The sequence below is a fragment of the Lentzea kentuckyensis genome (assembly GCF_002150765.1).
In the GTDB taxonomy this organism is placed as follows: domain Bacteria; phylum Actinomycetota; class Actinomycetes; order Mycobacteriales; family Pseudonocardiaceae; genus Lentzea; species Lentzea kentuckyensis.
On the sequence record NZ_MUYM01000064.1, the window covers coordinates 61,653 to 85,825 of the forward strand.

The 24,173-nt window shown below is 72.8% G+C and carries 10 protein-coding genes; 7 read left to right on the forward strand and 3 right to left on the reverse strand.

Annotated features, from left to right (window positions below; genetic code table 11):
- Positions 1-42: 42 nt before the first annotated feature.
- Genes B0F77_RS28565 through B0F77_RS28590 form a run of 6 tightly spaced genes read left to right on the forward strand, consistent with a single transcriptional unit; the run spans position 43 to position 14,377 of the window.
- Entirely contained in the window at positions 43-8,259 is an 8,217-nt protein-coding gene (locus tag B0F77_RS28565; protein ID WP_086666096.1) for a type I polyketide synthase, read from the forward strand.
- A complete protein-coding gene (locus tag B0F77_RS28570) occupies positions 8,259-8,873 on the forward strand; it encodes a hypothetical protein (protein WP_143466944.1) in 615 nt (204 codons plus the stop codon). The genes B0F77_RS28565 and B0F77_RS28570 overlap by 1 nt, the downstream gene beginning before the upstream one ends.
- Entirely contained in the window at positions 8,873-10,369 is a 1,497-nt protein-coding gene (locus B0F77_RS28575) for an ABC transporter substrate-binding protein (protein ID WP_211294072.1), read from the forward strand. Before B0F77_RS28570 ends, B0F77_RS28575 begins: the two co-directional genes overlap by 1 nt.
- Positions 10,354-11,280, forward strand: a complete 927-nt coding sequence (locus B0F77_RS28580; RefSeq protein WP_086666098.1) for an ABC transporter permease — start codon at positions 10,354-10,356, stop codon at positions 11,278-11,280. The genes B0F77_RS28575 and B0F77_RS28580 overlap by 16 nt, the downstream gene beginning before the upstream one ends.
- The gene (locus B0F77_RS50600) at positions 11,277-13,373 is read left to right on the forward strand and encodes an ABC transporter ATP-binding protein/permease (RefSeq protein ID WP_143466945.1); all 2,097 of its coding nucleotides are present in this window, start codon (positions 11,277-11,279) and stop codon (positions 13,371-13,373) included. The genes B0F77_RS28580 and B0F77_RS50600 overlap by 4 nt, the downstream gene beginning before the upstream one ends.
- On the forward strand, positions 13,370-14,377 hold the full coding sequence (locus B0F77_RS28590; protein WP_086666100.1) for a ketoacyl-ACP synthase III family protein: 1,008 nt from the start codon (positions 13,370-13,372) through the stop codon (positions 14,375-14,377). The genes B0F77_RS50600 and B0F77_RS28590 overlap by 4 nt, the downstream gene beginning before the upstream one ends.
- A gap of 71 nt (positions 14,378-14,448) precedes the next feature.
- On the opposite strand, the gene B0F77_RS28595 is transcribed toward B0F77_RS28590, so the two are convergent.
- From B0F77_RS28595 to B0F77_RS28605, 3 genes are read right to left on the reverse strand one after another with little or no spacing between them, the layout of a single operon-like run.
- Entirely contained in the window at positions 14,449-15,360 is a 912-nt protein-coding gene (locus tag B0F77_RS28595) for an NAD(P)/FAD-dependent oxidoreductase (protein ID WP_086666169.1), read from the reverse strand.
- Between the two features lie 14 nt (positions 15,361-15,374).
- Positions 15,375-17,096 (reverse strand): ABC transporter ATP-binding protein, encoded by a 1,722-nt coding sequence (locus B0F77_RS28600; protein ID WP_086666170.1) that lies wholly within the window; start codon positions 17,094-17,096, stop codon positions 15,375-15,377.
- Positions 17,093-18,775 (reverse strand): ABC transporter ATP-binding protein, encoded by a 1,683-nt coding sequence (locus tag B0F77_RS28605; protein ID WP_143466946.1) that lies wholly within the window; start codon positions 18,773-18,775, stop codon positions 17,093-17,095. The genes B0F77_RS28600 and B0F77_RS28605 overlap by 4 nt, the downstream gene beginning before the upstream one ends.
- 93 nt (positions 18,776-18,868) lie before the next feature.
- On the opposite strand from B0F77_RS28605, the gene B0F77_RS28610 reads away from it, so the two are divergent.
- Entirely contained in the window at positions 18,869-24,151 is a 5,283-nt protein-coding gene (locus B0F77_RS28610) for a non-ribosomal peptide synthetase (protein ID WP_086666102.1), read from the forward strand.
- Positions 24,152-24,173: the final 22 nt, after the last annotated feature.

Genomic DNA, 24,173 nt, shown 5'->3' on the forward strand with positions numbered 1-24,173 from the left:
CACTCGTCCGGGTGACGGCTGTCGTCGTCTGGGAGTGCGTTCGTGAACGAGTCCGTCGCTGTCGTCGGGTTTTCGTGCCGTTTTCCCGGAGCCGGTGACGCGGACGAGTTCTGGCAGCTGCTCGCCGACGGCCGGGAGACGCTGACCCGGTTCACCGACGAGGAGCTGGCGCGGCGCGGTGTTCCGGCGGGGTTGCGCCGCAACCCCGCCTACGTGCCGGTCGGTGGCCTCATCGCCGACCAGGACCGGTTCGATCCGGCGCCGTTCGGGATCTCGCGGGTGGAGGCGGAACTGCTCGACCCGCAGCAGCGGGTCTTCCTGGAGTGCGCGTGGCACGCGCTCGACCACGCCGGTCTCGGCTCGGGCGCGGGGGTCACCGGGGTGTTCGCGGGAGCCGGGCTCTCGGCGTACCTCCTGACGAACCTCGGGCACCGCTTCGACCCGCTCGGTGGTGCGGATCCGGCCGGCAACCTCGGGCTGCACACCGGGAACGTGGCCGACTACCTGCCGTTGCGCACCGCGCACCGCCTCGGCCTCGAAGGGCCCGCGGTGGCGGTGGGCGCCACCTGCGCGACCTCGTTGGTCGCCGTGCACGTCGCGGCACAGGCGTTGCTCGCGGGGGAGTGCGACACCGCGCTGGCGGGCGGGGTGTCGCTGCGCGTGCCGCAGGGGCTGGGCTACCTGCACGTACCGGACGGCCCGTTCTCCGCCGACGGCCGCACCCGCCCCTACTCGGCGCGGGCGGCCGGCACCGTCTTCACCCAGGGCGCCGGTGTCGTCGTGCTCCGGCGGCTGTCCGACGCGCTCGCCGACGGCGACCACGTGCACGCCGTGATCCTGGGTTCCGCCGTCGGCAACGACGGCGCGGACCGAGTGGGCTTCACCGCGCCGTCCCCGGCGGGGCAGGCGCGCGTGATCGCCGAGTCGCTCGCGGTGGGCGACGTCGACCCGCGTTCGGTGTCCTATGTGGAGGGACACGGGACGGGGACGATCCTGGGCGACCCCATCGAGGTGCGGGCGTTGCGGCGCGTCTTCGGCGACTCCGAACGGCCGTGGTGCGGCCTCGGGTCGGTCAAGGGCAACATCGGGCACGCCGACTCGGCGGCGGGCATCGCCGGACTGCTCAAGGTGGTCCAGGCCCTGCGGCACCGGACGTTGCCGGCGTCGTTGCACGCACTGCCGGTGAACCCCGAGATCGGGCTGGAGGGATCGGCCTTCCGGCTGGTCGACAGCACGGAGGCGTGGGAGAGCCGCGAACCGCGCCGCGCGGGAGTCAGCTCGTTCGGCATCGGTGGGGTGAACTGCCACGTCGTGCTGGAGGAAGCGCCCGTCGTGGCGGAGCCGGACCGCGACGAACGCGCCCAGGTGCTGGTGGTGTCCGCCGCGACCGCGGCAGCCTGTCGCGCCACGGCACGAGCACTCGCCGGCGCGTCGGCGTCGGCGCCCCTCGCCGACGTCGCACACACGCTGGCCGGTCGGCGACAGCTGGCCGCGAGGGCCGCCGTGGCGGTCGGCCGCGGTGACGACCCGGCGGAGGCACTGCGGCGGGCCGCGGTCGTGGAGGCCGCCGCGACGCCGCCACGCGTGGTGTTCGCGTTCCCCGGTGGCGGCGCCCAGTACGCCGGCATGGCCGCGGGCCCGTACCGCGACGAGCCGGTCTTCGCGTCCACAGTGGACGAGATCGCGGCGTACCTGCTGCCGTTGTCCGGTGCGGACGTGCGCGAGGTGCTGCTCGACCCGGCGTCCGCCGCCCGCGACCCGCGGACCGGGTTGCCCGCGTTGTTCACCGCTTCACTGGCCACCGCACGGCTGCTCGAGTCCTGGGGCGTGCGGCCGGACGTGGTGCTCGGGCACAGCGTCGGCGAGTACGCGGCCGCGGTCGTCGCCGGGGTGCTCTCGTGGCAGGACGCGGCCCTGCTGGTGGCCGAGCGATCGCGCCTGATGGGTGAGCTGCCGCAGGGCGCCATGCTGTCGGTGCCGCTCGGTGAGACGAAGGTGCGGGAGCTGCTCGTCGCGCATCCGGAACTCGATCTCGCCGCCGTCAACGCCTCCGACGCGTGTGCCGTGTCGGGGCCCGCCGATGCGATCGCCGCTCTGCGCGCCGCCCTCACCGTCGAGGCGCACGTCGTCGGCGTGGACGTGGCCGCGCACTCCCGCGTGGTGGAGCCCGCGATGCCCGCCCTGCGCGCGGTGGCCGGGCGCCTGACCGCACAACCGGCGGCGATTCCGCTGGTCACCACGCTCACCGGTGAGGTGGCCGGGACCGTGGACGCGGAGCACTGGGTACGGCACCTGCGGGGCACGGTCCGGTTCGCCGACGCGCTCGACACCGCGATCGGCGCTGACGAGTCGGTGGTCGTTCAGGTCGGGCCCGGCGGCATGATCGCCTCGCTCGGAGCGCGCCGCGAGCAGGTTCGCGCGGCGGTGACGACCTTCCCGCGTGCCGGTGAGGACCTCGACGGCCGAGTGGCGCTGCTCGACGCGGCCGGAACCCTGTGGGCACAGGGCGTCGCGGTGGATCTGGCCGCGACCCGGCGAGGCCGCCGCACCCGCGTTCCGCTGCCCGGCTACGCGTTCCAGCGGGAACGGTTCTGGGTCGAACCTCCGCCCGCGCGCAGTGCCATGATCGGTCCGGTCGTCGCCGAGCCCGACGCTGCCGAACCGCTGCAGCTTCCGTCGTGGCGCAGGCTCGCGCCACTCGCACCCGCCGGCCAGGGTCAGCGCTGGGCCGTGGTGGGCGACGGCCCGTGGGCGGAGGCGCTGCGGGCGGTCCTGCCCGCTGCCGACGGCGCACCGGACGCCGTGATCGCGGTCCACTCCGGTACTTCACTGCACGACGCCGTGCTGGCGTTCGGAAAGCTCGACGACACGCCGCTGCTGCAACTCACGGTGCGCGGCGAGCGGGTGATCGGTGACGAGGCCGTGGACCCGGTCGCCGCCGGGGTGCGCGGCCTGCCCAGGGTGCTCGCCCAGGAGGTGCCCGGCCTGCGCTGGCGCACCCTCGACCTGCCCGGCCACGAGCCGGACGACGCTGCCATCGCCGCCGTGCTGGCCGAAGCGGCGGACCTGGCGGCCGGAGCGGGGTCGTGGGAACTGGCGTTGCGCGCCGGGCAGCGGTGGATCCGCCAGTGGGAGCCGTGGCAGCCCGCGGACACGGCCGAACTGCCCGCTGATCCGGTCGTCGTCGTGACCGGTGGCTCGGGCAACGTGGCGCGCGCACTGGCCGACGCCCTGCGCGCCCGCGGACCGGCGGAGGTCGTGCTCGCCTCCCGCGGCACCACACCGTCAGTGGACGTCACGGACACCGAGCAGCTGCGCGCGCTGCTCACGGAGGTGGCGGACCGGTTCGGCCGGATCGACCTGGTCGTGCACGCCCCGGTCGTGGTCGAGCTGGCCGCACTGTCCGAAGTGGACGAAGAAGTGACGGCGAACGTGCTGGCGCCCAAGGTCGTCGGCGCGGTGAACCTCCGCACCGCCGTGGAGTCGCTGCCCGTGGCCGCGCGTCCACGGGCGGTCGTGCTGATGTCGTCGGCGGCCGGGACGATCGGCGGGTTCGGCCTCGGTGCCTATGTGGCGGCGAGCCGGTTCCTGGACGGGCTCGCCGCTGGCACCGGCGGCTGGGTGTCGGTCGACTGGGACCGCTGGCGGTTCGGCACGGCACAGGAGCGCGAGGCGGCCTCCGAGATCACCATGCGGCACGCGCTGGACGCGCCCGACGCGGTGCGCGCCCTGCTGCGGGTGGCCGCTCTCGCCCTGGCCGGTACCGCGCCGCACCAGGTGGCCGTGTCACCGGCCGAGCTCAACTCCCGCTCACTCGCGATCGGCGCACGGCAGACCCGCGTCGAGTCGGGTGGCGCGGCACCGGCCACCGCGGCGGAACGCCTGGTCGCCGAGGTGCTGAGCGAGGCGCTGGGACGTCCGGTCACGAGCCGTGACGACGACTTCTTCGCACTGGGCGGTCATTCCCTTCTCGCCACCCGCGTGCTCGCCCGGCTGCGGGACGATCACGGGATCGAGCTGCGGTTGCGCGACCTGCTGGCCAGGCCCACCGTGGCGGGACTCGCCACGCTCGTCACCACGGTCGACCCGGTCGCCCCGAAGAGCGTCGAAGTCGTGGCCGCACGTCCTGCGGGCGAGCCGTTCCCGCTCACCAGGGTGCAGCACGCCTACTGGGTCGGCCGGTCCTCCGCGTTCGCGCTCGGCGAGGTCGGCTGCCACTTCTACCTGGAACACGACTGCGCCGAACTGGACCACGAGCGCTACCAGAACGCGTGGAACCGTCTCATCGAACGGCACGAGATGCTGCGCTGCGTGGTCGGCGCGGACGGCCACAACGTGGTGCTGACCGAGGTTCCGCGCTATCGCGTGCCGGTCCACGAACTGTCCGATGTGGACGATCTGGAGGTGTTGCGGGAACGGCTGTCCCACCGGGTCGCCGATCCCGGCCGCTGGCCGTTGATCGAGGCCCACGTGGTGCGCCTGCCCGGTGGGCGCGCCCGCGTGCTGGTGTCGGTGGACGTGCTCGTCTGCGACTCCGCGAGCTACCTGGTCCTCGACCGCGAACTGCGGGCGCTGTACGAGAACCCGCAGGCCGAGCTGCCACCGATCGGCACGACGTTCGCCGAGTGCGCGCGAGCGTTGGACCGCCGCCGTGGCGACGCCGAGCACCAGCGCGCGGCCGGCTACTGGCGTGACCGCCTCGACGCTCTCCCCGCCGCGCCGCCGCTGCCGGTGCGCGAGGCCGAGGGCGCGCCCCGGTTCGTCCGGCGTGCCGCCACTCTCGCCGCCCCGCTGTGGGACCGGGTGCGGGCACAGGCCGCCCAGCTGGGGGTGACTCCGACGGCCGTGCTGCTCACCGCCTACGCCGACGTGCTCGCCGCGTGGTCGCGGACCGACCACTTCTGTCTCACGCTGACCGTGTTCGACCGGCCGGACGTGCATCCCGACGTGAACAACGTGGTCGGGGAGTTCTCGTCGCTGCTGCTGTTCGAGGCCGACCGCCGTGGGCTCGCGACGTTCGCGGAACGGGCGAAGGCGGCGCAGCGCCGGTTGTTCGACGACCTGGACCACCGGTCGTTCTCCGGTCTCGAGGTGCTCTCCGAACAGGCTCGCCGCACCGGTCGGCAGCAGAACGTGCCGGTCGTGTTCACCGGCATGCTCGGCCTGGACCGGCTCGGCGGGGAGCCGCACGACCACGAGTGGCTCGGGCCGGTGGCGTTCGGCGTGAGTCAGACGCCGCAGGTGTGGCTCGACCACCAGGCCTACGAGCACCGGGGTGATCTGGTGCTGCAGTGGGATGTCGCGGAGACGTCACTGGACGCGGCCGAGGCCGATGCCGCTTTCGCCTCCTACGTCCGGTGGCTCACCGACCTGGCCGAGCAGGACGAGGCCTGGACCGGCGGTGTGGGCCCGGAACTGGGCGAGCAGCACGGCGTTCCCGAGGTGCTCGCCGGGATCTGGGCCGAGCTGCTCGACCTGGAGCCGTCCTCGATCCCGCCGGACGTGTCGTTCCTCGGCCTGGGCGGTGACTCGCTGCTCGTCGTGCGGATGGCGTCGGTCATCCGGCAGCGGCTCGACGTGGTGCTGGCGCTGACCGAGATCCGCGCCGAACTGACGCTGGCCGACGTGGCCGAACTGGTGCGTGGTCGAGGCGAGGGCGCCGCCGGCCGGGCACTCGACGTGACCGTGCGCCGCCGCTTCGACTCGGCGGCGCCGTTCGGGTTGCTTCCGCTGCAACAGGCCTACTTCGTCGGTCAGCAGGGCGGGTGGGAACTGTCCTGCTCGTCGGCGCACGTCTGCACCGACGTCGCACTGTCCGAAGTGGACTTTGAACGCGCTCCCGAAGCGCTGGCCGACGCGCTGCGCCGGGTGATCGCGCACCAGCCGATGCTGCGAATGCGGACCACACCTGATGGCCAGCAACGCGTTCTCCCCGCCGACGATCCGGCGACCGTGGTCGTGCCCCAGGTGTACGACCTGCGCGACGAGAACGAGGACGTCATCGCCTCAGAACTCGACCGCGTGCGGACGGAGATGAGCCTGCGTGGCCCCGATCCGGCGACCGGACCGCCGCTGGAGATGCGGCTCACCCTGCTGCCGGGCGGGCGGGCGCGGCTGCACACCGCGTTCAGCCTCCTCGCCGTCGACGGCTGGTCAGGTGGCGTGTTCGATCGCGAGCTGCTGACGTACGTGTCCGACCCGAACGCCGTGCTGCCGCCGTTGCTGGTCGACTTCGGCGACTACGTGACCGCGCTGACGGAGGTGCGCGGCGCGCCGCAATGGCAGGCCGACCACGAGTGGTGGACCCGAAGGCTGCCGGGACTGCCCGCCGCACCAGCGTTGCCGATGATCGCCGACCCGAGCGGCCTGGACGTGACCGCGATGTCGGCACGCGAGGCGCGGCTGGCACCGCAGGACTGGACGGCGCTGCGCCAACGCTGCGCCGAGCACGAGGTCACCCCGACCGCGGCCGTGCTGGCGGTCTACGCCACCGTGCTCGCGAGGCTCGCGGGCAGCCGGCGGTTCCTGCTGAACAGCTTGCAGGCCAACAGGCTGCCGTTGCACGCGGACGTCGACCGGATGATCGGCGCGTTCTCCTCGACCGCGCTGCTGTCGATCGACCTGCCCGCCGGCGGCCGGTTCACCGACCTGGCGGCCTCGGTGCGCGACGAACTCGCCGACTCGCTGGCGCACAACCTGGTGAGCGGTGTCGAGGTCTCACGTGAGCTGGCCAGGCTGCGCGGCACCCGCAGGCCGGTCGCGCCGGTGGTCTTCCAGAGCACCATCGGCCTGGACGCCGCGCTGGGCGGTGAACGCCCGTTGACCGCCGGTCCGCTCGGGCACGTCGACATCTCCGACTACGTCCAGCACATCCGCACGCCGCAGGTGTTCCTGGAACTGCGGATGTTCGAGCTGCGCGGCGAGCTGGTGCTGAACTTCGCCGTCGTCGAGGAGCTGTTCGGCCGGGAGCTGGTCGACCGGTTGTTCGGGGAGGTCGTCGGCACGGTGCGGGAGCTGGCCGCGGGGCTGGGCTGGGACGACGTTGTCGAGCTGCCCGCGGACGCTGCCGTGGCGCCGGAGACGGCGGCCGGGCGTGGCGGGGTCGAGCCCGGAGCCCCTCGTGACGAGTTGGAGCTGCGGATCGCCCGGCTGTGGGCGGAGCTGCTCGGAACGTCCGAAGTGGACAGGGCCGACGACTTCTTCGCGCTGGGCGGTGACTCGTTGCTGGCCGTGCGGATGCTCGGCAGGCTGGCCAGGGAACACGGGAGCAGCGCGCCACCCCGCGCGTTCCTGGGCGCGCCCACTCCCGCCGGGCTCGCCGCCGCGGTGCGGGCCGACGTGCCGGTGCCGGTGGACGACATCGCCCTGCCAGTGGATGACATGGCGGTGCCGTTGCGCGACGGCCCGGTGCTGGCGGATGACATCGCAGCGCGGGCCGACGTACCGGTGCCGGTGAACGACATCGCGGTGCCGTTGCGCGACGGCGAGGGACCGCCACTGTTCCTGCTGCACCCGTCCGGCGGCGACGTCCTGTGCTACGCGGACCTCGCCCGGCGGATCAGCGCGCCGAACCCCGTGATCGCGCTGGCCGATCCCGGTTTGTCCGGGCACGTCGGGCCCGAGTCGATCGACGCGATGGTCGAGCAGTACCTCACCGTGGTGCGGGAGTTCCAGCCGCACGGGCCGTACCTGCTCGGCGGCTGGTCGATGGGTGGCACCGTCGCGCACGAGCTGGCGTGCGTGCTGCGTTCGCGCGGTGAAGAGGTGGCGTTGGTGGTGATGATCGACTCCAACAGCCCGGAGCGGATCGTGGCGATCGAAGGGCTGGACCGGGAGCGCACCGACGACGAGGTCCGGTTGCGCTACCTGCGGTCGTTGGAGGCCTACCTCGACATCGACTGCGCCGTGGACGGTGATGGCCTGGAGCGGGCGCTGGCCGAGCACGGGATCACCGTGCCACCGGCCCGTTTCGAGGTGTTCGCGCGCCACCTGCGTGGTCTGGCCGACCACCACGTCGGCCGGTTGGCCGCCGGGACCTCCGTGGTGTTGCTGCGAGCGGCGCGCACGTCGCCCCGCAACGCCCGGATCGGCATGGGTGTGGACGACGCGTTCGACGACCACGACCTCGGCTGGGCAGGTTTCGTGACCGGCGAGTTCCGGGTGGTCGAGGTCGACGCGCACCACTACTCGATGCTCGCCGACCCCGCTGTGAAACACGTCGCGGACGAGATCTCCGCGGCGCTCGACCAGGAGTGCTGATGTTGCCCAACTGGCTTTACACCCAGAACGTCCTGCCGGTCGCGCTGGCCGCGCTGGCCGCGGATCCGGTCGCCGAACGCGCGGAGGTGCTGGCACGGCTGTCGGTGAGCCCGCTGGCCGACCTCGGCCACCGGGGCTGGGAGCAGGCTGGCCGTGGCTTCGCGGCGCTCGGCACGGCTTCCCCGGACGTCGGCAGGGAGTTCGCCGAGCAGCTCGCCCAGCGTTACCGCGGCGACGTGCCGACGTCTTTGGTACGTGCCGCGTTGCTCCTCTCCGTCACGGTGGGAACGGCCACGGATCTCGTGCGCCGTACGGCATCGAGCCAGACCCGTGAGGTGGGGGAGGCGGCCACGGCCGTGCTGACCGCTCAGGCCGCGCTGCTGCGTGTGCTGAGCATGCTGGACGTCTTCGCCGCGTCCGGCAAGGAGGTCGACGCCACCGTCTCGGCCGGCTTTCACACCGTGATCCGCGGCGCCGCGCGACTGCTCGCCGGTGAGGGTCTGCTCGCCGAGCACGTCCGGAAGACGGACGACGTGCTCGGCGACCAGGAATGGTCCACCAAGGTCGCTCAGTCGCTCGTGGGGGACTGGTCATCTTTCGAAGGGTGTGTGTGATGGTCGCGATGTCCCGCAGGGCGGCTCTGGGTGCCGTCCTTCTCCTGGCGCTCGGTGGGTGTGCGGCAGGAGGCGCGGCACCATCTGGCGGCGACGCCGGACCACCGGTGGACGGCGGAGTTCTGCGTTACGGCACGGTCGCCGCGGGTGGCGCCGTCGCGACGGATCCGCACGGCAGCCTGTTCAACGAGTCGGACTGGGTGCGCATGGGCGCCCTGTACGACGTGCTGACGGTTCCCGGCGACAACGCCACCGTGGTGCCGAGACTCGCTCGGTCGTGGTCGTCCGACGACAACGCGACGCGCTGGCGGTTCGAGCTGCGTTCCGACGCCGTGTTCACCGACGGCAGGCCGGTGCGGGCGGCGGACGTCCTGTTCTCGCTGCGCCGGATCGCGGCCCAGGCGGCGCTGAACGGCGGCAGGCTCGGCACCGTCGACATCGATCAGTCCACTGCGGACGGTGAGCACGCGGTGGTGCTGCGGACGACGCAGCCGGACGCCGACCTGCCCAGGACGCTCGCGGGCGTGACGTTCGTGGTGCCGGAGGGCACCACGACGTTCGACCAGCCGGTCGGCTCCGGCCCGTTCCGGCTGTCCAAACTGGATGGTCAGGCGGCGGTGCTGGTGCGCAACGACAGGTGGTGGGGTGGCCGTGCGCACCTGGACCAGCTGGAGATCCGCGGCTTCGCCGACCCGCAGGCGCTGGCCGCCGCGGTGACCTCCGGTGAAGTGGACGTGGCCGCCAACGTGAGCCCGGCGGCCGCCAAGACCGCCGAACGGACCGGGCAACTGGCCGTGTCCCGGCGCCCGGCAGCCGCGACGTACCCGCTGCTGATGCGGCTCGACAAGGCGCCGTTCGACCGGCCGGAGGTGCGCAGGGCCGTCAAACTCGCGGTCGACCGGCAAGCACTCGTGGACAGCGTTCTGCTCGGGTACGGCACGGTCGGCGGTGACGCGCCCGGCGGTGCCGACGTGCCGCCGCCCGCCCGTGACCTCGCGGAGGCACGCCGGGTGCTCTCCTCGCTCGGCCCCGTCGTGCTGCACACGACGACCGCGTACCCCGGCATGGTGAGCGCGGCGACGCTGCTCGCCACGCAACTCGGCGAGGCGGGTCTGAAGGTCGAGGTCAAGCAGGATCCGCCGGACACCTACTGGACGCAGGTCTACCTCCGCGAACCGCTGGTGATGGGCTACTACGCCGACGTGCCGTTCCCGGTGTGGGTCCGCCAGACCGCGCTGGCCACCTCGGCCTTCAACGAGACCGGCTGGGTGAAACCGGACTTCGACGCCCGCTTCGCCGCGGACATGGCCGAGACGGACCCCGCCCGGCGGGAGGCCGCGCTGAAGCAGCTGCGTGAGCGCATGGCGGCGGAGGGCGGCTGGCTGGTGTGGGGTTTCGCCGACGGTCTCGACGTCTCGTCACCGGCCGTGCGGGGACTGCCCACCGGTAACGGCTTCGCCCGGATCTTCCTGGACGGTGCGTGGCTGCGGCGCTGACGGTCGCGCGGTCCGCGCTGACCCTGTTTCTGGTGTGCCTGCTGGTCTTCCTCGTCACCGCCGCACTGCCCGGCGACGCGGCGGTGATCGCTGCCGGGCAGCACGCGACCCCGGAGCGGATCGCGGAGCTGAGGGCCGTGCTGGGGCTCGACCAGCCGCTCTGGTCCCGGTTCGGTGGATGGCTGTGGGCCGCGGTGCGCGGTGACCTTGGTTCGTCTCTTGTGGACGGACGCCCGGTTGCTCCGCTGCTGTGGTCACGTTTCACGGCGACACTGTTCATCGCGGTACCGGTCTGGGTGCTGGCCCTGGGCGTCGGCACCCCGCTCGCGTTGCTGCTCGGCTGGCGCGGCGGCCACGCCGGCTCCGCGATCCTCGCGGTGGTCGCCGCTCTGCCCGAGGTCGTTCTCGCCGGTGGGCTGGTCGTGGTGTTCGCGACGTGGTTGCGGTGGTTGCCCGCCGTGTCGCTGATCCCGGTGGGCGGTACGGCGGCGGACCGTCCGGTGGCGCTGGTCCTGCCTGTGCTGTCGCTGGCCCTGCCGGCGACGGCGTGGATCGCCAGGCTGATGCGCGGGCCGGTGGCGGACGTGGTGCGCCGGCCGTTCGTCTCGGCCGCGTTGCTGCGGGGCGTGCCGGTGCCCGTGGTGGCGGTGCGCCATGTGCTGCCGCATCTCAGCGCGCCGCTGGCCCAGGCCGCTGCGGTGCTGGCGGGTGGGGTGCTCACCGCCACCGCGGTGGTGGAGGCGGTGTTCGCCTATCCCGGCATGGGGCAGCTGCTGGCCACCGCGGTGGGGACGCGGGACACCCCGGTGTTGCAGGGGCTGGCGGCGCTGGTCGCGGTGGTGGTGCTGGTGTGCGTGCTCGCGGCGGACGCGGTGGCGGCGGTGCTGGCTCGGCGGGTGGGGGCACGATGAGGGTCTGGTTGACGGCACTGGGGCTGGCCCTGGTGATCCTGGTCGTCCTTTGTGGAGGATGGATCGCCCCGCACGGCGTCACCGAGGTGGTCGGCGTGCCCTGGTCGGAGGACGGTCCGCTGGGCACCGACGTGCTCGGCCGTGACGTGCTGTCGCGGCTGCTCGCCGGAGGCGCCACGCTGCTCGCGACGGCACTGCCCGCAGGGCTCGCCGCGAGCCTGCTCGGCACGGTGGCCGGGCTCGTCGCGACCTGGACGCCGGTCGCCGAACGCCTGGTGCTGCGGACGAGCGCGGGCATGCTCGCCGTGCCGGGGCTGCTCGTGGTGCTGACCTGCGCGGTGGCGTTGCCCGCCTGGGCGGCGGTGCTGGCCGGGATGGTGCTGCTCGGCGCGCCGCTGTCGGCCAGGGTGGTGCATGCCGCCGCGGTTCCGTTGCGGCGGGCGGGGTTCGTGCTGGCGGCGGTCGTCCGGGGCGAACGTCCCGGCGCGATCGTGGTGCGTGAGCTGCTGCCGGTCGTGGGCGCGACGGCGCTGGCCGATGCGGGACTCCGCGTCGTGGCGGCGGTGCAGCTGACGGTCGCCGTGCACGCGCTCGGGCTCGGCCCGCAGCCGCCCGCGCCGGACTGGGCCGTCATGATCCGGGAGAATCTGCCCGGCGTGGCCTTGAACCCGTGGTCGGTGCTGGCACCCGCCGCGGCGATCGCCGGGCTTGCCACGGTCCTGTTGCTCGGCCTCGACGTCTGCGGTGGCCGGATTCTGCCTCGTACCGCGCCACGCCGGTACACACCGCCACCACCCGGTCCTCCGCGCGCGGCCACCGGCGTGGTCGAGCTGCGTGGCGTGACGGTGGAGTCCGAGCCGGGCCAGCGGTTGTTCAGCGACCTCGCTCTCCGGGTCGCGGCAGGTGAGATCGTCGGAATCGTCGGCCCGTCCGGCGCCGGCAAGACCACTCTGCTGCGGCTGCTGCTGGGAGACGTCCGGCCGGGCGTGCGGGTGGTCGCGGGCCAGTTGCTGTGGCACGGGCGACCGCTGGCGTTCGGTGGCCGGGCGGCGCGGCGCTGGCGGCGCGCGCACGTCGGACTGCTGCCGCAGGACCCGAAGGCGACGTTGGATCCGTTGCGACGCATCGGATCGGTCGCGGCGAACACCCGGCTCGACCTGCCGGCGGACATCGAGCGCCGCTACCCGCACACGCTCTCGGGAGGGCAGGCACAGCGGGTCGTGCTCGCCCGTGCGCTGGCGGGCGACCCCGAACTCCTGCTGCTGGACGAACCCACCAGTGGCCTGGACGCGGAAACCCGGCGACTGGTCACCGAGGAGATCACCGGCGGGCGCCGCGCCACCGTGATCGTCACCCACGACCCCCGGTGGGCGCGGGAGGTGTGCGATCGCGTTCTCGAACTGCGGCACGGTGCGCTCGTCGCGGCGGAAGACGCACGACCACGGCGGCGGTCGACGGGCGTCGAGTTCGGCGAACCCGTGCTGCGCCTGGAGAACGTGACGATCGCCCACGACACCGAACTCGTCCGCGGTGCGAACCTGGAGGTCCGGCGCGGTGAGCTGGTCGCGCTCGCCGGGCCGTCCGGAGCCGGCAAGAGCACGCTGCTGCACGCCGTCGCGGGACTGCATCCCAGCACTGGGCGCGTGCGCGTCGACGGCACGCTCGCACTGCTCGGCCAGGATCCGGTGGCAGAGCTCAATCCCGCGCACTCGCTGGGCGCCGCCGTGGCCAGGCCGTTGCGGCTGGCCGGTCTGGGACGGCACGCGGCCCGTGCGCGCGCGGCCGAGCTGCTCGCCGAGGTGGGGCTCGGTCGCGAGTTCGCGGAGCGCCGGCCGGGCGAGTGCTCAGGCGGGCAACGGCAACGGGCCGCGCTCGCCAGGGCACTGGCGAGCGACCCGGACGTGTTGCTGGCCGACGAACCGACCGCGGCGCTCGACGTGGCCACCGCGGACGCGGTGCTGGAACTGCTCGACCACCGCAGGGCCACCGGCCTCGCGGTGTTCTTCGTGACCCACGACGAGGACGTGCTGGCCAAGGCCGACCGGGTCTTCGCCGTGGTGGACGGCCGATGTGAGGAAAGGGTACGGGCGTGAGGTTCGACGACGTGTGGATCACCGGTACCGGCGGGGTTCTCGGTGACCTCCTGCCGGTGCGGCAGGCGGTCGCCGACGGCAGGTACGCCGCCGCCGACGCCGCGGAAGCGGGGATGACCTCGGTGTCGGTCTCCAGCGAGCCGCCACCGCGGATGGCCGTCCGCGCCGGAAGGCTCGCGCTCGGCGAGGCGAAACCCGGACTGCACCTGCACGGAGCCGCGGGCTTTCAGGGCATCGACCTGTGGTCGGCACCCTGCTGGATCGCGAACCAGCTGATGCCCGGCCCCCTGCCCGGCCTCTCCCTTCAGGTCAACGCACTGTGCAACAGCGGACTCGCGGTTCTCGAACTCGCCGCGACCACGCTCACCGCGCGCCCCGACGTCGGCGAGGTGCTGGTCACGGTCGCCGACTGGTTCCCGGAGTCGGTGGTCGACCGGTGGAACCTCGACTCCGGCGTGCTGCTGGGCGACGGCGCGGCGGCGGCCGTGCTCGGCCGGGGCGGCGGAGACCTGCGCCTGTTGTCGTGCGCCTCCTGGTCCGACCCGTCGCTGGAAGGTCTGCAACGCGGCGACGAGCCGTTCCACGCGTCCTCGACCGCCGCGCTGAAGCCGTTGGTGCTGCGCCGGCTCGCCCGCGAGTTCTACACGGCGAGTGAACGGTCCCCGGCGTCGGTGGTGGCCGCGCACATCACCGGCGTGCGAACCGTTGTGGCACAAGCACTCGAAGACGCGGACACGACGCTCGACGAGGTGCGGTGGGCCGTGCCGCCGTTCGTCGGCCGCACCTCGTTCCGGTTCGGCTACGCGGATCCGCTCGGCCTCGACCCGGCACGAACGCTGCTCGATCTCGGCCTGACCACCGGTCACATGGGTGGCGCCGACCACCTCTACGCGCTGGATCACCTGATGCGAGCCGACCTGCTCGCGCCAGGGGACAAGGTGGCGCTGATCGGCGTGGGCGGCGGCTTCACGTTCTCCTGCGTGGTCCTGCAGGCTGGACGTTGACGAGGGGAGCTTTCCCGAACAGGTTCGGGAAAGCTCCCCTCAACAGCTTCAGGCGAGGCGTTCGCTCCTGATCAGGTCATGTTGATCGAGGAGCGGAACAGGTCCTGCTCCAGCCAGATCGCGGCCTTCGCGCCGTCCGCCGCCGCGGTGATCACGAACGGCGTCGGCCCGACCAGCTCGGCAAGGCGTGCCGTGTCGCCCGCCGCGTAGACGCCAGGAACCGTGGTCTGCTGCATCGGGTTGACCTGTACGCACCCGTCCGGCAGCACCTCGCACCCGAGTGCGGCGGCGAGATCCGAGCGCTGCCGCGACACCGGCCGGTGGAAGATCGCACCACGCTCGAGCGGCTCGCCCGATTCGAAGTGGACGGTCACCGCGCCGTCGACGCGCACGACGGGTTCCTCGCGCACCTCGATGCCCTTCTCCTTCAACGCGGTACGCAACTCCTCGGCCACGTCGAGCGGTCCCTGCGCGCACAGCACCACGTCGGAGCTGAACCGGTCCGCGACGTACAGCGCGAGCATCGCGTGCGAGAAGTCGCCGCCCAGCACCGCGAGCGGCTTGCCCGCCGTCTCGAAGCCGTGGCAGAACGGGCAGTGGTACACACCGCGCCCGAACCGTTCGGCCACGCCCTCGACCTCGGGCAGCACGTCGGCCTGGCCGCTCGCGAGCAGCAGGCGCCGGGCGCGTTCGGTCGCGCCACCGGCCAGCTCGACGGTGAAGTCGTCCGCGGCACCGGACACGGTGACGACGAGGTCCTCGCGGATCTCGACCGTCGGGTAGTGCGCCAGCTCCTCACGGCCGAGCCGCCGCAGTTCCGCGGGTGGGAAACCGTCACGGGAGAGGAACATGTGCATATCCTCCGCCGGCTCGTTGCGGTAGGTGCCGCTGTCGACCAGCAGCACCTTCCGGCGTTGACGGCCCAGGGTCAGCGCGGCGTTCAGGCCAGCCGGCCCGCCGCCGACGACGATCACATCGAACACGTTCGTCCTCTCGTTCACTTCCGGCGCGCGGCCAGTCGCCAGCCGCGTGCGTTCTCCCGCTGGGCGACGAGGCCGGCGTACCGGCCACCGCGTTCCAGCAACTCCTCGTGCGTTCCCGTTTCGACGATCCGGCCGCCGTCGAGCACGACGATCTGGTCCGCATTGACCACTGTGGACAGACGATGCGCGATCACGAGCAGCGTCCTGTCCTGAGCGAGCGCCGCCAGTGCGGTGGTCACGGCCACCTCGTTCTCCGCGTCCAGTGCGGCGGTGGCCTCGTCCAGCAGCACGATCGGTGCGTCCTTCAGCAGGGCGCGAGCGATCGCCACCCGTTGGCGTTCACCGCCGGACAACCGCGTTCCGCCTTCGCCGACCCTGGTCTCCCAGCCGTCGGGCAACCGCCGCACGATCTCGGTCACCCCGGCGAGCCGCGCGGCCTCGTGCACGCGGTCCAGCTCGGCGTCGGGACGGCTGAGGCGGATGTTGTCGAGCAGGGTCGTGTCGAACAGGTAGGTGTCCTGGAACACGGGGGCGATCTGGCCGAGCAGGTCGGAGGTGTGCAACGAGCGGACGTCCGCGCCACCCACCCTGACCGTGCCGCTGTCGACGTCGGAGAACCTCGCCACCAGCCGCACGACCGTGCTCTTGCCCGCACCGGACGCGCCGACGAGGGCCGTGGTGGTGCCCGGTGCGACGGCGAAGGACACGTCGTCGAGCACCAGACGGTCGTCGTAACCGAAGCGGACGCGGTCGAACTCGATCGAGGGCGGCCCGATCGGCGCCGGCCGTGCGGGCTCCGGCAACGGACGCGCGGCGAGGACCTCTTCGACCCGGTCGAGCGAGCCCGCGGCCATCCGCAGCGCCGCACCGAGTTCCGCCGCGCCGAGCAGCGGTTCGGTGAACCGGACCGCGAGCACCAGCGCCACCACGATCGCGGGTACGTCCGCGCCCGCCGCGAGCGAGGCGCCGAGCACGAGCAGGCAGGTGAACGCCGTCTGCACGGTGAGCACGAAACCGGCCAGCCCCGGCAACGCGGTGCGCAGCATCCGGCGGGCGGCGTCGCGGGCGGCGACCAGCGCGTCGTCGAGCAACGCGAACCCGTGCCCGGAACGACCGAACGCGCGCAGGACGACCTGGTTGCGAGCGAACTCGACGACCTGCCCGCCCGCTTCGGCGGCGGCCGCGTCGGCCGCCTGGTCGGTGCGCTGCACCAGCTTGCCGGTGAAGCGGTGGGCCGCGATCACCACGGGCGCCGCGACGAGTGCCCCGACCGCGATCCGCCAGTCCACGAACAGCAGGACGGCGACCACGGCCGCAGGGGTGACCACGGCCTGCGCGAGTGGATCGAGCAGGTGTCCTGGCACGCCCATGACGCTCATGACGTTCTGGGTGGCCACGCGGCCCAGCGAGCCGACCCGCGCGGTGGTGAACCAGCCCAGCGGCAACGTGACGACGTGATCACCGAGTCGTTCGTGCAGCACGCCACCGAGTGCGTACCCCGCCCGTCGGCCCGCGACCACGCCTCTGCCGTGCAGGAACCCGTACGCGCCAAGAGCAACGGCCAACACCGCGAGCCACGGCCACGCGGGCTCGCCGGACAACAGCGCTCGCAGCACCGGAAGCAGCACGGCGAACGCCACACCCTGCACGGCGGCGGCCGCGCCGAGATACCAGATCGCCCGACGCAGCTGTGCGCTCTGCTCAGGCCCTGCCAAGGCGAGCAACCGGCGGATCACGCGTGCACCGCCCACAACGCGGCGTACCGGCCATCGGCGGCGAGCAACTCGGTGTGTTTGCCCCGTTCCACCACAACCCCCTCGTCCAGCACGACGATCTGATCGGCATCGACCACTGTGGACAGACGGTGGGCGACCACGAGCACGGTCCGGCCCGCCGCCAGCTCGCTGATCGCGTCCTGGATCGCCGCCTCCGACTCGGCGTCCGCTAAGGCCGTCGCCTCGTCGAGCACCAGCACCGGGGTGTCCGCGAGCAACGCCCGCGCGATCGACAGGCGCTGGGCCTCACCGCCGGACAGCCGCACGTCGTCCCCCAGCACGGTGAGGTAACCGTCGGGGAGTTCGGTGATCCGATCGTGGATCCGCGCGGCGCGGGCGACCCGCACGACCTCGTCGAGATCCGCGTCCGGCCTGGCGAGACGAATGTTGTCCAGCACGGTGGTGCGCAGCAGCCGCACGTCCTGCAACACGAACCCGACCCAGCGGTAGAGGTCCGCGCTCGGCAGCTCCCGGACGTCGACGCCGTTGATCCGCACGGTCCCCGAGCTCACGTCGTGGAACCTCGCCACGAGCGAGGCCAGCGTCGACTTGCCCGATCCCGACGGCCCGACGAGCGCGGTGACGGTGCCCGGCGCCAGCACGAGGTCGATGCCGTGCAGCACCTCGGTCTCGTCGTAGCCGAACCGGACCGAGTCCAGCTCGACCCGCGCGGGGCAGGGCGTCAGCTCGGGCGCGTGCGAGGGTTCGGGCAGCGGTGGTGTGCCGAGCAGTTCCTCGATCCTGCCCAACGCCGCCCGGCCCGCCCGCACGTCCTGGACGCTGTAGCCGATCGCCAGCGCGGGCCCGCTCAACCCGATGCCCAGCACCACGAACGGGATCAGGTCCACGAGGGTGAGCCAGCCGAGGCCGATCAGTGCCGTGCCCGCGGTCAGCACCACAAGCAGTGCGACGAGCGGCGCCTGGGCGAGCTGGCTGCGCAGAAGTGCCGGCGTCACCTGTTCCGCCCACCCGGTCACGAACGCGCCGTACTCGCGCGCGGCGTCGCGAAAACGCTGGTGCGCCTTGCCTGTCTGCCCGAACGCCTTCACCACGCCGATCCCGTGCACGAACTCCACCACGGCGGTGTCGAGTCGCTGGGTCGCCTGGTGGTACTCGGCCATCCGCGCGGTGACGCCGCGCATCGCCCGCGCGTGCAGGATCAGCCCGAGGCCCAGCGGTAGCAGCGTGACCACCGTCATCAACGGGTCGATCGTGAGCAGATATCCCGTCGCGGCAACGGGAACGACGACCGCGGTGACGAGGTCGAGCAGCGAGTGGGCCACGAGATGGTGCAACGCACCGACATCGTCGTGCACAGCTCGTTTCACCGCACCGGAACCGCGCGCGGTGAACCAGCCCAGCGGCAGCCTGCCGAGATGGGCGGCGAGCGTGCGGCGCAGGTGCAGCTGCAGGTCGTTGTCCGCGAGGTGGGTGAGTGTCGTGGCGGCGGTGAGGAAGAACACCCGAACGGGAAGTGCCGCGACCCCGAGCAGCACGGCGGGTCCCCACGAACCACCGCCGAGGAGCGCGCGAGCGACTTCGGCCACCGCGACGAACGGCACCACACCGGCCAGCGCGGCCGTTGCCTGACAGGCGATTCCGGCGAGCAACCGAGGACGCGCGGTGCGGAGGAGCAGCATGCGCCACACCCTAGTTGACAATCGTTATCAATGTCGACAAGGGTGACGTAGTACCCGATCGGGTGGGGAAGTACTTCACGTTCTGGAGTTGTGATGCTCGCGGTTGAGGCGCTGGTCCGGGAATCGGTGGCGGGGCTGGTCGGTCTGCCACCGCACGAGGTCGACCTGTCCAGGCGGTTCGCCGAGCTCGGCGTGGAGTCGTTGGGAGCGTTGCGGTTGCGCCGGCTGGTGGCGGCCAGGACCGGCGTGGAGCTGCCACTGACCTGCTTCCTGGGCGACCGTCCGGCGTCCGGTGTCGTGGCGGCACTGGCCGACGCCCCGACGTCGGCGCGGCCGGTCAGCGTGGAGATGAAGTCCGTGCCGGCCGGGGAACCGGTGCCGCTCACGGCGGTGCAGTCGGCGTACTGGACCGGCCGCGGCACCGACTTCGCGCTCGGCGGCGTGGCCACGTTCTGGTACCACGAGTACGACCTGGCGCCCGGGATCGAGCTGGACCGCCTGGAGACGGCGTGGAACCGGCTCGTCGCACACCACCCGATGCTGCGCACGACCATCGGCAGGGACGGCCGGCAGCGCGAGCACGCGTCCGTCCCGCCCTGTCGGATCGGCCGCACCGACCTGAGGAACGCGCCGGACGCCGATCGTGTGCTCGCCGAGTTGCGCGAGGAACGGTCGCACCAGGTGCGGCCGGCGCACGAGTGGCCGTTGTTCGATCTTCAAGCGGCGCTGCTCCCGGACGGCCGCACCCGGCTGCTCGTCGGTTTCGACGTGCTGGTGCTGGACTTCGCGAGCTGGCGGCTGCTGATGCGGCAGTGGGGCGAGCTGCTGGCCGACCCCGACGCGGAGCTGCCGGTCTCGTCCGCCGAGTTCCTGGACATCGTGGCGCACCGGGAAGCCGACCCCGCCCATCGGGAACGGCGCGACCGCGACCGTGCCCACTGGCTCGCGAAGCTCGACGATCTCGCGGACGGGCCGCGCCTGCCGGTGGCGGAGCTCACGAGCCCGCCGCGGTTTCGCAGGCGGTCGCGCCGGCTCACCACGCGGGAGTGGGCGGAGCTGCGTGCCCGCGCGGCCGAGCACGGGATCAGCCCGACCGCGGTGCTGTTCGCCGCGTTCGGTCTCGTGCTGTCGCGCTGGGGCGCCGGAGAGCGGTTCAGCCTCAACGCGACGCTGTTCGACCGGCCGGAGGACGTGCCGGGCGTCGAGCACCTCGTCGGTGACTTCACCACCACCGCGCTGATCGGGATGTCCGAGCTGGACCCGTTGACGTGGAACGGTTTCGCGGCGCTCGCGAAGCAGGTGAACACCGAGCTGTGGACGGCCATCGACCACCGCGCGTTCGCGGGCGTGGAGGTGTTGCGCGAGCTCGCCGCCCGCCGGGGTGACGTGCTCGCGGCCGGCACGCACCCGGTGGTGTTCACCTCCGGCGTGGGCATCGGCGACGGAACACCGCCCGCTTCCTGGCTCGGCACCGAGGTTTTCGGTGTCTCGCAGACACCTCAGGTGCTGCTCGACCACCTGGTCTGGGAGGAGGGCGGCACGCTCCGGCTGGTGTGGGACGCGGTCGAGGACGCGTTTCCCGCCGGCTTCCTCGACGGTGTGGCGGACGCGCAGTGCGCGCTGCTGGGATCCCTGGCCGCGGACCCGTCGCTGTGGACCTCGGTCGATCTCGGCTGGGATCCGTCGTTTCGCCGGCCGGAACCTCTCGACGTCGCACCGTTCGGCGACAGCGGCCCGCTGCTCGACTCACCCGCGCGCCAGGCCGCGCTGAGCGTGCCGGACGAGCCGGCGCTGCTGTCCACGGCCGGCGTGCTCACCCACGCCGAGCTCGCCGAGCGGGCGCGTGCGCTCGGCGAGCACCTGACCGCCTCCGGCGTGCGGGCGGGCGACCTGGTGCTGGTGGCGTTGCCCAAGAGTCCCGCGCAGCTCGTCACCGTGCTCGGCGTGCATCGCGCCGGAGCCGGCTACGTTCCGGTGGACCCGGGCTGGCCCGCCGCGCGCATCCAGGCGGTCTGTGCCCGCGCCGGGATCACGCACGCCGTGGTCGCCGCGGGGCAGGTGCCGGAACTTCCCGACGACGTCCGAGTGTCCGAAGTGGACGATGAGGGCGGCGTCGTGACACCCGCGACCGGAGCGACGCCGGGCACGGCCGACCCGGCGGATCTGGCGTACGTCATCTTCACCTCCGGCTCCACCGGGGTGCCGAAGGGCGTCGCCATCGAGCATCGCCAGGCGCGCACGACCGTGGACGACATCACCGACAGGTTCGCGATCACCGCGCAGGACCGCGTGCTCGCCCTGTCCGCGTTGAGCTTCGACCTTTCCGTCTACGACGTCTTCGGGGTGCTCGGTGCGGGTGGCGCGGTCGTGCTGCCCGACCTGGACCGGCAACGCGATCCGCAGCACTGGTGCGAGCTGGTCGGCCGGCACCGGGTCACCGTGTGGAACACCGCGCCCGCGTTGCTGGAGATCCTCGTCGAGTACGCCGAGGCCGATCCGGTGGCGGCGGCGTGGCTGTCCTCTTTGCGGCTCGTCATGCTCTCCGGTGACTGGATTCCGGTGAGCCTGCCCGACCGGCTGCGCGCGCTGGTGCCCGGCGCCGAGGTGATGAGCCTCGGCGGCGCGACGGAGGCGTCGATCTGGTCGATCACGTTCCCGGTCGGCGAGGTCGACCCGGCGTGGCCGAGCATCCCGTACGGCAGGGCGTTGCGGGACCAGAGCTTCCAGGTCCTCGACGACGAGGGTCGGCCCTGCCCGGTCGGCGAACCGGGCGAGCTGTTCATCGGCGGCGCGGGCGTGGCGCGGGGTTATGTCGGCGACGAGACGCAGACCGCGGCGCGGTTCGCCGTCCACCCCGTGCTCGGCGAACGCCTCTACCGGACCGGTGACCTCGGGAAGTGGCGGTACGACGGCACCATCGGGTTCCTCGGCCGGACCGACCGCCAGGTGAAGGTGCGTGGTCACCGCATCGAGCTCGGGGACGTCGAGTCGGCGCTGGACCGGTTGCCGCAGGTGCGCCAAGCCGTCGCGGCCGCGGTGCCGGGACCGGACGACCGGCCGCGCCTGATCGCCCACGTGGCGCTGTCGGCACCGCTGCCGGACGCCGACCGCGTGCTGGCCGAGGAACTGCGCAGGCGGCTACCGGACTACCTGGTGCCCACCAGGTTCGTGTGGCACGACGCCCTTCCGGTCACGGAGAACGGAAAGGTCGACCACAAGGCACTGCCCAATCCGTTCCGCTCCGCCGCGCGGGAGGCCGCACCCGTCCGTTCCGACCAGCCGCGGCAACCGTCCGGTCCGCTGCCCGCCGTCGTGTCGCCGGTCGAGTGCCACGCGCTGGAAGCCCTGCTGCGCGAGATTCTCGGGCCGGGCGCCGACTTCTCGGCCGGACTGGTCGCCGCCGGAGCGACGTCCCTGGACGTGGTGCGCATCGCCAACGCCGTCGAGGACTCGACCGGTGTCCGGCCGACGTTCCGCGACCTCGTGGGGCACTCGTCGATCAACGCGCTGGTGTCGTCCCTGTCGGTCCCGGTCGAACCCACGCCTCGAACCGCCGCCGCGTCTCCGCTCCCGTTGCCGGACGCGGCACTGCACCTCGCGGACGCGCTCACCGAGGCCGCACGCTGGCTGCGCGAACTGCACGGATGGGCGCGGCAGGCTCGTCCGGAGGAGCCGCAGGGGCCGTTCCGCCTCACCGAGATGCAGCTCGCCTACCTGGTGGGACGGGCGGACACGTGGCTCGGCGACGCCATCGCCCCGCACTACTACACCGAGGTCGACGTGGACGACCTCGACGTCGACCGGCTCACCCGCGCGTTGCACACCGTGGTCGCGCGCCATCCGATGCTGCGCGCGACCGTGACACCTGAGACGCTGCAACAGGTCCACGTCGAGGTGATCACGCCGCCGATCGACGTGCTCGACCTGCGTTCCGCCGCCGACCGTGAAGCGACGTTGCGGCGCCTGCGGGAGGAGCGTTCCCACCGGGTGCTCGACCCGGCGCGGTGCCCGATGCTGCACGTGGCCGCGAGCAGGCTCACCGACCGCACCTGGCGTGTCCACTTCGGACTGGACCTCCTCTTCTGCGACGCGCGCAGTGCGGTCGTGCTGGCGGAGGAACTGCTCACCGCCTACCGCGACCCGGCCAGGTTGCCCGCCCCGCCCGCCGCGACGTTCCAGCAGTGGGCCACCACCCGGCCCGCCGCGTCCGAGCGGGTGCTGCGGTACTGGCGTGATGCCGCGGCCGAGATGTGCGACGGCCCCACGTTGCCCGCCGTGCCCCCCGGCCCCGGTGCCGTGCGGTTCACCCGCCGCCGCGCGGTGCTGGACGCGCACACCTGGAACTCGTTGCGCGAGCAGGCTCGTACCGGTGGCCTGACTCCGGTGGCGTTGCTCGTCACCGCGCTCGGCGACGTGCTGCGGGCGGGTGGTGGCGGCGATCGCTTCACCCTGGTGATGACGGCGTTCGACCGGCCGGCCGAGCACGCGGGTGTCATCGGCGACTACACGTCGACGCTGCTGCTCGACGTGCGGACGGGCGCGGGCGCGTTCGGTGACAGGGCCCAGGCACTGCAGCAGCGGTTGTGGTCGGACCTCGACCACAGCGCGGGCGTGCACGGCAACGAGGTGCTGCGCGACCTCGCCGCCCGCCGGGGCAGGCAGGTCCTGTTGCCGGTGGTGTTCTCGAGCGGGCTGGGCAGCACGTCCGCCGACGCGTCGGAACTGCTGGCGGGCTTCGGGTCCACGGCCTACGCGATCAGCCAGACCCCGCACGTGCTGCTGGACTGCCAGGTCTTCGAGCAGGACGGCACGCTGCGGATCAACTGGGACTGCGTGGACGCGGCCTTCCCGGAAAGCTACCTGGACCGGCTCTTCGCGGCCTATGTGGACACCGTGACCGCGCTTGCCGGGACCACCGCGTGGCGGTCGGCTGATCCGGCGGGCCTGGGTGCCAGGGAGCTGACCGCGGCAGCTCCGGTGCGGCCTCGGCCGTTGCCCGGCCGGTCGGTGCGACGGGGCGATCCGGCGCTGGAGGCCGCGGTCGCGCAGGTGCTCGGTGACCTCCTCGGCGTGCCGGCCGCGACCCTGGACCGGACGCGTACGTTCTTCGAGCTGGGTGCGACGTCGTTGCTGCTCGTGCGCGCACATCGCGAGCTACGCGCGAGCTGTGCCCCTGAGCTGACGGTGCTCGACCTGTTCGCGCACCCGTCGATCCGTGCGCTGGCTGCTCACCTGGGCGGCGTCCCGGCCGGTGCCACGGAGGAACCAGAAGTGTCCACTTCGGACTCGGTCCTGCTCGAAGCCCGGCACCGCGGCCGTGCGCGTGCCGGGCGGCTCGCCCGACGTGGCGTGCCCGCGGGCGCGGTCCACGGCTGAGGACGTGAGCGGAGCAGGAAAG

Bases quoted from the DNA above. Each gene is read 5' to 3' on its own strand.
- B0F77_RS28570 (WP_143466944.1), top strand. From the start codon at position 8,259: ATGTTGCCCAACTGGCTTTACACCCAGAACGTCCTGCCGGTCGCGCTG.
- B0F77_RS28610 (WP_086666102.1), top strand. From the start codon at position 18,869: ATGCTCGCGGTTGAGGCGCTGGTCCGGGAATCGGTGGCGGGGCTGGTC.
- B0F77_RS28605 (WP_143466946.1), bottom strand. From the start codon at position 18,775: ATGCTGCTCCTCCGCACCGCGCGTCCTCGGTTGCTCGCCGGAATCGCC.
- B0F77_RS28575 (WP_211294072.1), top strand. From the start codon at position 8,873: ATGGTCGCGATGTCCCGCAGGGCGGCTCTGGGTGCCGTCCTTCTCCTG.
- B0F77_RS50600 (WP_143466945.1), top strand. From the start codon at position 11,277: ATGAGGGTCTGGTTGACGGCACTGGGGCTGGCCCTGGTGATCCTGGTC.